Raw genomic sequence first — 9043 nt, forward strand, 5'->3', positions numbered from 1 at the left:
TTCATTTGTTTCTCGACAATTCAAGTGTAAAGGATTTAGGAGTTTACGTGTATTTTTATGTCTGAATTTTATTCACACCCCAACAAATATAATAGAGCCGCATTTGGCCACGCATTTATCACCTCATAAGCTTCATCACAACAAAAAGCACACATTATCTATTACATTTATTGTAATCGGTAATGTGTGCTTTTAAAACAACTTTATTGTCACTCAACACAAAGGAGCAAAACAGTATAGCTTTTTATTCCACTGTTACACTTTTAGCTAGGTTACGTGGTTTGTCAACATCGCATCCACGATGGAGTGCTGCGTAATAAGCTAATAGTTGTAATGGAACAACAGAGATAAGAGGTGTTAATAATTCATTCACTTCTGGAATCACGAAGCGATCTTCTTCTGTTTCAAGACCCTTCATTGAAATAGTACATACATTCGCGCCACGTGCTAATACTTCTTTTGCATTACCGCGAATGTTCCAGTTAACATCGTTTTGTGTTGCAAGCGCGACAACTGGTGTACCTTCTTCGATTAAAGCGATTGTACCATGCTTCAATTCGCCGCCTGCGAAACCTTCAGCTTGAATATAAGAAATTTCTTTAAGTTTTAAAGCACCTTCAAGACATACATAATAGTCAAGAGCACGACCGATAAAGAAGCAGTTGCGTGTGTCACTTAAATATTCAGAAGCCATTTTTTCAAACTCTTCTTTAGAATCACATAGAACTTCCATTGCATTGGCAACAATTCCTAGTTCATGTACTAAATCAAAGTTACGTTCAATTCCGTTCACTTTTGCAGTTACATCTGCTAAGATCGCAAGAACAGCAATTTGAGCAGTATATGCTTTTGTTGATGCAACAGCAATTTCCGGACCTGCATGTAGAAGCAATGTATAATCTGCCTCACGAGATAAAGTTGAACCAGCAACATTTGTTACTGTTAATGTTTTATAGCCTAGTTCTTTTACTTTCACAAGCACGGCACGACTATCTGCTGTTTCACCACTTTGTGAAATGAAAATGAATAGTGGATTTTTAGAAAGTAATGGCATGTTGTAAACAAATTCACTTGCAACATGGACTTCAACAGGAACCTTTGCAATATGTTCAAGTAATTGTTTTCCAACTAAACCTGAATGATAACTTGTTCCGCACGCAATGATATATAGGCGATCCGCTTCGCTTACTGCCTTTGTAATATCGGAGTCGATTGTCAACTCACCGTTAATATCTTGGTATGCTTGAATAATTTTACGAGTAACAAGCGGTTGTTCATCGATTTCTTTTAGCATATAAAATGGATATGTTCCTTTTTCGATATCGCTAGCATCGATTTCAGCAGTATATGGATCACGGGCAATTGTCTCCCCAGCTAAGTTTTGAATCGTAACTTTAGCAGCTGTTACAATAACCATTTCTTTATCCATTAATTCAACAAATTGATCTGTTACTTGAAGCATCGCCATCGCGTCACTTGCAATGACATTAAATGTATCACCAACTCCAACTAACAATGGACTTTTGTTTTTCGCAACATAAATTGTGTCAGGATCTTGTTCGTCTAGTAACGCAAGCGCGTAAGAACCTTTTAACAAAGTAAGTGTTTTACGAAAAGCTTCAGCCGTATTTAGCCCTTCATTTGCAAATTTTTCTACTAACTGAACAATGATCTCTGTATCAGTATCACTTTTTAAAGCAACATCTGCTAAATATTCTTTTTGTAATAATGTATAGTTTTCAATTACACCGTTGTGCACAAGTGTAAAACGTCCTGATGCACTTTGATGTGGATGAGCATTTTCTTTACTTGGGATTCCGTGCGTTGCCCAACGTGTATGCCCAATACCAGCAGTCGCATGAACATGTTTATCTACGATTTGGCGAAGATCTTCAATGCGGCCTTTTTCTTTGAAAACATGAACGCCCTCATTATTTCTTACTGCAATACCTGCAGAATCATATCCTCTATATTCAAGCTTCTCTAATCCTTTAAGCAAAATTTCCTTCGCATCTTCCGTACCAATATAACCTACAATACCACACATAGTTTGCTTCCTCCTTGTGAAAAGGGAGCAAGAATACCCGGGAGCATACTTGCCCCCTTATCTCTAATTTTTAATGGTTAGATTTCAGACTTCATTCAACTTTTCACATTGACTTCCTTCATCCGAGTAATGTGATGTCTGTTTTCTCTCCACCTATCTTTTTCCTTTGTCCACTTAGTCACCTAAGTGATTTAAGAAAAGATTAACGACTGTGTGGCAGCCGGGAGGCATCCGCCGATTACTCTCGATACTCCTCCTCCTCGTCAACTAAATCCCTTCCGATCGGATTTAGTCCAGGCGCTTCTAATGATTCAACTTTCCAACAATGCTCCTTTCCTTATTATTTTCAAGAGAAAACAACAAGATAATATTATCGGATACTTGGAACAGTTGTCAACATATTTTGTTACTTACAACATAAAATATGCATAAGAGGATCTATTCGTTCCCCTTATGCATAAAATCATGATTATTCATTAAGACCCATTTCTTGTTTAACAACATCAGCAATGCGTTCAACATAGCGATTACAATCTTCTTGATTTGGTGCTTCGGCCATTACACGAACTAATGGTTCGGTACCTGATGGACGGACTAGAATTCGTCCATTCCCATCCATTTCTTTTTCTACTTCAGTAATAACGGCTTTAATTTTTTCATTATCCGTCACATGATATTTATCTGTTACTTTAATATTCACTAGTTTTTGCGGATATTTTTTCATTTCGGCTGCTAACTCTGATAACGATTTATTTGTTAAACTCATTATATTTACAAGTTGCAAACCTGTTAACAAACCATCACCAGTAGTATTGTAATCTAAAAAGATAATATGGCCTGATTGTTCTCCGCCAAGATTATAGCCATTTTCCTTCATTGCTTCTACAACATAGCGGTCTCCAACTGCCGTCTGTACACTATGAATTCCTAGTGCTTCTAATCCTTTATGAAAGCCTAGATTGCTCATAACGGTTGAAACGACGGTTGATTTCTTTAAAAATCCCTCTTTATTTAAATATTTCGCACAAATGTACATGATTTGATCGCCATCTACAACTTGTCCTTTTTCATCAACAGCAATTAGACGATCACCATCACCATCGAAAGCAAGTCCAATATTTGCTCCTTTTTCTAACACGAATGCTGCAAGTGCTTCTGGGTGAGTTGATCCAACACCATCATTAATATTAAGCCCATTCGGTGAAGCCCCCATTGTTGAAACATCTGCGTCTAAATCAGCAAATAAGTAAGTTGCTAATGATGAAGTAGCCCCATGTGCACAATCCAAAGCAATATGAATACCTGTAAAATCTTCGTCAACCGACTGTTTTAAATATTGTAAATATTTTTGTCCACCTTCGAAATAGTCGCTCACAATACCAAGATCCTTTCCTACAGGTCTTGGTAATTGATCTGCATCCATATTCAGCAGTTCTTCTATTTCCGCCTCTTGGTCATCTGAAAGTTTAAAGCCATCTGAACCAAAAAATTTAATGCCATTATCCTCTACAGGGTTATGCGATGCTGAAATCATTACGCCTGCTTGTGCACCTAACGCTTTTGTCAAATAAGCGACACCTGGTGTTGAAATAACGCCTAGGCGCATAGCCTCTACCCCAATAGATAGTAATCCAGCAACGAGAGCCCCTTCTAACATTTGCCCTGAAATACGTGTATCGCGACCAATAATTACCTTTGGCCGGCCTTCAGCATGTTTTGTTAGCACATATCCGCCAAATCTCCCTAACTTAAAAGCAAGTTCAGGTGTTAATTCTGAGTTGGCCACTCCGCGTACTCCATCTGTTCCAAAATATTTACCCATTATATTTCTTCCCTTCTTTTCAACAACGTCTAGTAAATCATTATTTCGTTGGCTTAAAGTTAATTTTCCGTTTTATTTTCAGTGTCAGCACTATTCATATCAGCATTCTGATCTGATGAATCATCCGTCGTTGATTCTTTGGATTGGCTAGATTCATCATCATTTGTAGTTGTCGTAACAGATTTTTCTTTAATGCTGACTTTTGCTTTGTCATCTGGAAGCTTCCATGATACACCTTTAGGACCAGATACTGTGTAACTCACTTCATGTACTCCATTTGACATTCCCGATAAATTTACAGAAACACGGAAATCGCTAGCAGAAATATTATTAAGTTCTTCTGTTGTACCATCTGCGAAAATATCAATGGTTCCACTTTCTGGAGAGAGGAATTTCACATCATAATCATTACCTAAACCTTTTTCATAGATCGGCACATTCGATATTTTTTTCTCGTCCATATTCTTTTCAACTGTAATTTTTGCTTTGACCGTATCAGGGGTTGCTTTGTTAACTCCATCCGGTAATTTAATTGGTACTTTAATCGTTGTGTCTTTTTTAACTTTGCTAATATCTACATTCACTGGCAGCTTATCGATTCCAGCTAGAACGTCTGATGTTCCGTATAACGTTACTTTCTTTGGCTCTGTCGTTATCGATTTTATCGTAACGCCCTGATTCTCACTGCCAATTGGATTAACGGTTATTGGAATTTGTTTACTTGGATTCGAAACTGGAACGGTTACTTCTACCGTGCTCGGTTCAACAACAACATCCAGTTTGTTTAGATTTTTATCAAGAACTCTCACTTTTGCTTGCTGTGATACTGTCGAATTAATCGGCTTACTTGTTTCCAATGTCGCCTTGACATAACTAATTTTGTCTAATACATCTTTTGCACCTGTAATCTTAACTGTTGCTGGATCGACTATTGGACTTGATGTTTCATATCCTTCTGGGACAAGCCCTTTGTCGAACTCTGCCTCAACGTTAAACCGTTTCGAGATTTTTTCTTGCACAGTTACATATGCATATTTCCGACTTAATTTCACTTTTAATTTATCAGAAATATTTTTAATTTTAATTTCAGCCTTTTGTCTTCCAATGTGAGCATTACTTAAATCCATATAAACATTGAAATCTCTTGAAGCTTTAACTTGTTGGACAAGGATTTTTGGCCCCGAAATCTCCACATTGACTGTCTTTGGAGCCCCTGATACTACTAAGTTTGTACTATCATAGTAAAGCTCAATTGGAACATCTTTTACGACGCCGCTTCCTTTATTCTGTGTAATGTTGATAACTTTACCGCCATTCTCAACGGTAACAGACATATATAATGAAACAGCAAATACTAAAGCTAAAATTCGCATAAACCAACGACTGTCCATCAGTCTATCCATTCTTTTTCCCCCTCCAATTCCACTTCAATGAGGAAGGTTCTTTTGCTTTTTGCGCAATCTTTAATTCAATTTTCAATGCTTCTTGTAGTTGCTCTAGTGTTAAATCACGATGTAATTCGCCATTTTTCGTGATGGTAATACCTCCCGTTTCTTCTGAGACCACCACCGTTAAACTATCCGTCACTTCACTTATTCCAACAGCCGCCCGATGCCTTGTCCCTAATTCTTTAGAAATAAACGGACTTTCTGATAGAGGCAGGTAACACGCGGCAGCAGCTACTTTTCCTTTTTGAATAATAACAGCTCCATCATGAAGCGGTGTATTCGGTATAAAAATATTGATTAATAGCTGAGAGGATATTGCTGAATCGAGCTGGATACCTGTTTCAACATAATCGCCTAAACCCGTTTCCCTCTCAATAGAAATCAGCGCCCCAATTCTCCGTTTCGCCATATAACTTGTTGCACTCACAATTGAGTCAATAAGCTGAATCTGTTCATCATCTTCATGATTAGCCGCTCTTGAGAAAAATTTTCCGCGCCCGAGCTGTTCCAACGCACGGCGTAACTCTGGCTGAAAAATAATGATGATCGCTAAAAATCCATATGTGAAAACTTGTTCCATAATGAACTCGAGCGTTTGTAGTCCTAATAAAGAACTAAGAAAACGAATAATGATGATCACAAATATTCCTTCTACAAGCTGTACTGCTTTTGTTCCACGTATAATCATTAAAACTTTATATATGACAAACCAAACTACCAATATATCCACAATATTGGAAAGGTAGCTAAAGATGGGGAAATCTGCAATATGCATGATCCTGCCTCCGTTGTTTTTAAATCATATTCTTATTTTCAACTGTTCCATTATACCACTTATTTAGAACAAATAGGAGTCATTCAATATTGTCAATCGTAAATATAGAGCTATTAGACATGCTCTCCTCTTTAGTAATATATTCATTTATTGTGAGCAAATGCATCGTGTCCTAAATCTTTCATTTTGTACCATATCCACTCAAATATTTTATCAATTTCTTTTACCTTCCCTGTAACATTTCCTGCTGATGCCATATATTCTTTTCCTTTTATCACTGTTACATTTCCTTGAACGGTCCCTTCAACACGAATATTTCCATTTCTCACAGTCACATCTTCTTTTACTACTTTCCCTTTTGGAACAATGACCGTATGATTTTTAACAACTAAATTAGGATTTTTCGTAAAAGAAAATTCATTCGGATCATTCCACGAGGAAAAAAGTGTTCCTGCCATTAATATAATAAATAGAGATGCCGCAGTTAAAAAAGGATGGGCGCTAATCCAACGCTTCATACCAATTCTTCTTTTTTCTTTAGGTAATTGGCTCATAACATTCTTCGTAAAATGATCCGGTGCAGTCACTTTGGACAAGCTTTGTACATATGAAACACTCTTTTGCAATTCGTCAAAATGTTGCTTGCATATTGCACAAGTCTCCAAATGGTGGAGAAGGATTTCTTTATGATCTTCTGATATATCATGATCTAAATAATCATGCATATAATGGATGATTTGATCAGGGCATGTCGTCACCTTTTTTCCTCCTCTCTATAATTTTTTCAATTGCTTTCTTAAAGCTTCTCGTCCGCGATGAATTCTCGTTTTTACGGTCCCAAGTGGCATATCTAAAATATCACTAATTTCATTTAAAGAAAGCTCTTCAATATATTTCAGGACGATTACAACCCGATATTTTTCAGGTAATCTTAAAATGGCTCTATGGATGATTTCCTGCAACTCTAATTCTTCAACTTTCGTATCCGGCAATTTCTCATCTATGGCAATTGTTGAGTACATTGTTAATCCATCTGTCCCCGATATTTCCGCATCTAAATAGTAATCAGGCTTTTTCTTTCTAATTCTATCAATGCAAAGATTAGTCGCAATTCGAAATAACCAAGATGAAAATTTTCTTTCTTGTTTATAACTTAAAATATTCGTATATGCGCGAATAAAAACCTCCTGAGCAACATCCTCTGCTTCATGCTTGCTGCCTAACATTCGATAACATATTTGATACACTTTATCTTTATATAATTCAACAATATCATTAAAAGCATTTTGATCTCCTTTAATGACTTGTCTAATTTTCCGCTTTATGATTGTTTCCATTGTTCCCCTCCGCTCTCTGCGGTACCCATTGATTACGTTTGATCTACAAAAAAAGTTTCATTAAAAATATAAAATTGTCCAATATACTAACAAACATTTTCAAAATGTGTTTATATCATAAAAAAAATGGTTATAAATAATTTACATATACAATAAAAGAATATGGGGGCTCACTATGGATTCAAAAACACTAGCTCTCATCGAAGAAATCGAAAAAAAACGTCTTGAGCTAACTCAGCTAGCAGCGAGTAATGGTTATGTAAATGAGCATGTAATCCGAACAAGTGAACATTTGGATCAATTAATTAACCAATATTATACACTAAAAAAGCGGTAGTATTGCTCATACTAACCGCTTTTTATCGCTTAATTTTTTGCACCTTATAATAGCTTTTTCCCAAATAAAACAGTTATCAATTGCATCGCAATGATTGCTGTCCGATTTCGTTGATCTAAGAGTGGATTCACTTCTACAAATTCTGCTGAAGTAATAAGGCCCGATTCAGAAAGTAATTCCATCGCGAGTCTACTTTCACGAAATGAAATTCCACCCTCTACAGGGGTACCTACACCTGGTGTCTCGCTTGGATCGAGTGCATCAAGGTCGAGCGATAAATGTATACCGTCCGTTTTATCCTTTAAATAAGCAATACTCTCCTCAATAACCGTCCTCATACCGAGTTGATCAATATCTTGCATCGTATAAGTTTTAATACCCAATTTTTTAATTAATTCTTTTTCACCCGGATCTAAATCTCTCTGCCCAATTAAAACAATATTCTCTTGCTTAATTTTCGGAGAATAAGCATGAACTGTATTTAATTTTTCGTGGCCCAATCCCAAATTTACGGCAAGCGGAATACCATGAATATTGCCAGAGGGACTTGTTTCTGGTGTATTTAAATCTGCATGTGCATCAAACCATATAACACCCAAGTTTTCGAAATGCTTGCTAATACCGGCAATTGTACCTATAGCCATGCTATGATCTCCGCCAAGAGTAAGTGGAAACTCCCCTGATTTGACAATGGTATCAACTTTTGAGGCAACTACTTCACTTATATTTGAAATCGCATCCAAATTACGTAGTCTACAAACCTCGTCTATAGAAGGTGCCACTTGCTTTATCTCAATGTCACCATAATCTGTTACATGATAATGAAGCTCTTCCAGCCTTTCAAGAACGCCAGCATAACGGATTGCTGTTGGACCAAGCGCAACACCTTTATAAATTTGCCCCAAATTCATCGGTACACCTAATAAAGATATCCTCTTTTGCATATCGATCCCTCCCATTGTTTGTTATCATTGTATGTCTATAAAGCAAATGACTCAACGACGCAATATTCTGTATTTTTATTCAATTAAACATGATATTCGGGAGAAAATCTTTAGACAAACTCGTAAAAATGATTGTGGACATATGTTGTTCTAAACAATAATTACTGATAATAGAATATTAAAAACAAGATAATTAATATATACGGACAATCAAAGATTGGGAGCGAATATTAAGGTTCTACGTCAAATGTTGGGGTATGAGCTCTCGCTCCTACCCCTAAATTACCGGAATTCCTTTAACCTTAAATTGATGATGTAATAAAACACGCAAAC

General features: G+C 36.6%; 8 protein-coding genes. 1 reads left to right on the forward strand and 7 read right to left on the reverse strand.

The window, feature by feature from the left end:
• Window positions 1-244: 244 nt before the first annotated feature.
• From glmS to sigW, 6 genes are all read right to left on the reverse strand, one after another.
• Window positions 245-2047: a glutamine--fructose-6-phosphate transaminase (isomerizing) gene (gene glmS / locus G4D61_RS17585; RefSeq protein WP_025731619.1), complete on the reverse strand. Its 1803-nt coding sequence runs from the start codon at window positions 2045-2047 to the stop codon at window positions 245-247.
• A gap of 469 nt (window positions 2048-2516) precedes the next feature.
• The gene (gene glmM / locus G4D61_RS17590) at window positions 2517-3869 is read right to left on the reverse strand and encodes a phosphoglucosamine mutase (RefSeq protein ID WP_025731618.1); all 1353 of its coding nucleotides are present in this window, start codon (window positions 3867-3869) and stop codon (window positions 2517-2519) included.
• Window positions 3870-3928: 59 nt separating this feature from the next.
• Window positions 3929-5272 (reverse strand): CdaR family protein, encoded by a 1344-nt coding sequence (locus G4D61_RS17595; protein WP_025731617.1) that lies wholly within the window; start codon window positions 5270-5272, stop codon window positions 3929-3931.
• Window positions 5265-6092, reverse strand: a complete 828-nt coding sequence (gene cdaA / locus G4D61_RS17600; protein WP_025731616.1) for a diadenylate cyclase CdaA — start codon at window positions 6090-6092, stop codon at window positions 5265-5267. Before cdaA ends, G4D61_RS17595 begins: the two co-directional genes overlap by 8 nt.
• Window positions 6093-6235: 143 nt before the next feature.
• Window positions 6236-6850: an anti-sigma factor family protein gene (locus G4D61_RS17605; RefSeq protein ID WP_025731615.1), complete on the reverse strand. Its 615-nt coding sequence runs from the start codon at window positions 6848-6850 to the stop codon at window positions 6236-6238.
• A gap of 15 nt (window positions 6851-6865) precedes the next feature.
• A complete protein-coding gene (sigW, locus tag G4D61_RS17610; RefSeq protein WP_025731614.1) occupies window positions 6866-7429 on the reverse strand; it encodes an RNA polymerase sigma factor SigW in 564 nt (187 codons plus the stop codon).
• Between the two features lie 175 nt (window positions 7430-7604).
• Between sigW and G4D61_RS17615 the strand changes: the two genes are divergently transcribed.
• Window positions 7605-7766, forward strand: a complete 162-nt coding sequence (locus tag G4D61_RS17615; RefSeq protein WP_081750107.1) for an aspartyl-phosphate phosphatase Spo0E family protein — start codon at window positions 7605-7607, stop codon at window positions 7764-7766.
• A gap of 44 nt (window positions 7767-7810) precedes the next feature.
• On the opposite strand, the gene rocF is transcribed toward G4D61_RS17615, so the two are convergent.
• Window positions 7811-8710, reverse strand: coding sequence for an arginase (rocF, locus tag G4D61_RS17620; protein WP_035354925.1), 900 nt, complete (start codon window positions 8708-8710; stop codon window positions 7811-7813).
• Window positions 8711-9043: the final 333 nt, after the last annotated feature.

It is taken from the genome of Heyndrickxia ginsengihumi, from assembly GCF_011008565.1.
GTDB classification, from domain to species: domain Bacteria; phylum Bacillota; class Bacilli; order Bacillales; family Bacillaceae_C; genus Weizmannia; species Weizmannia ginsengihumi.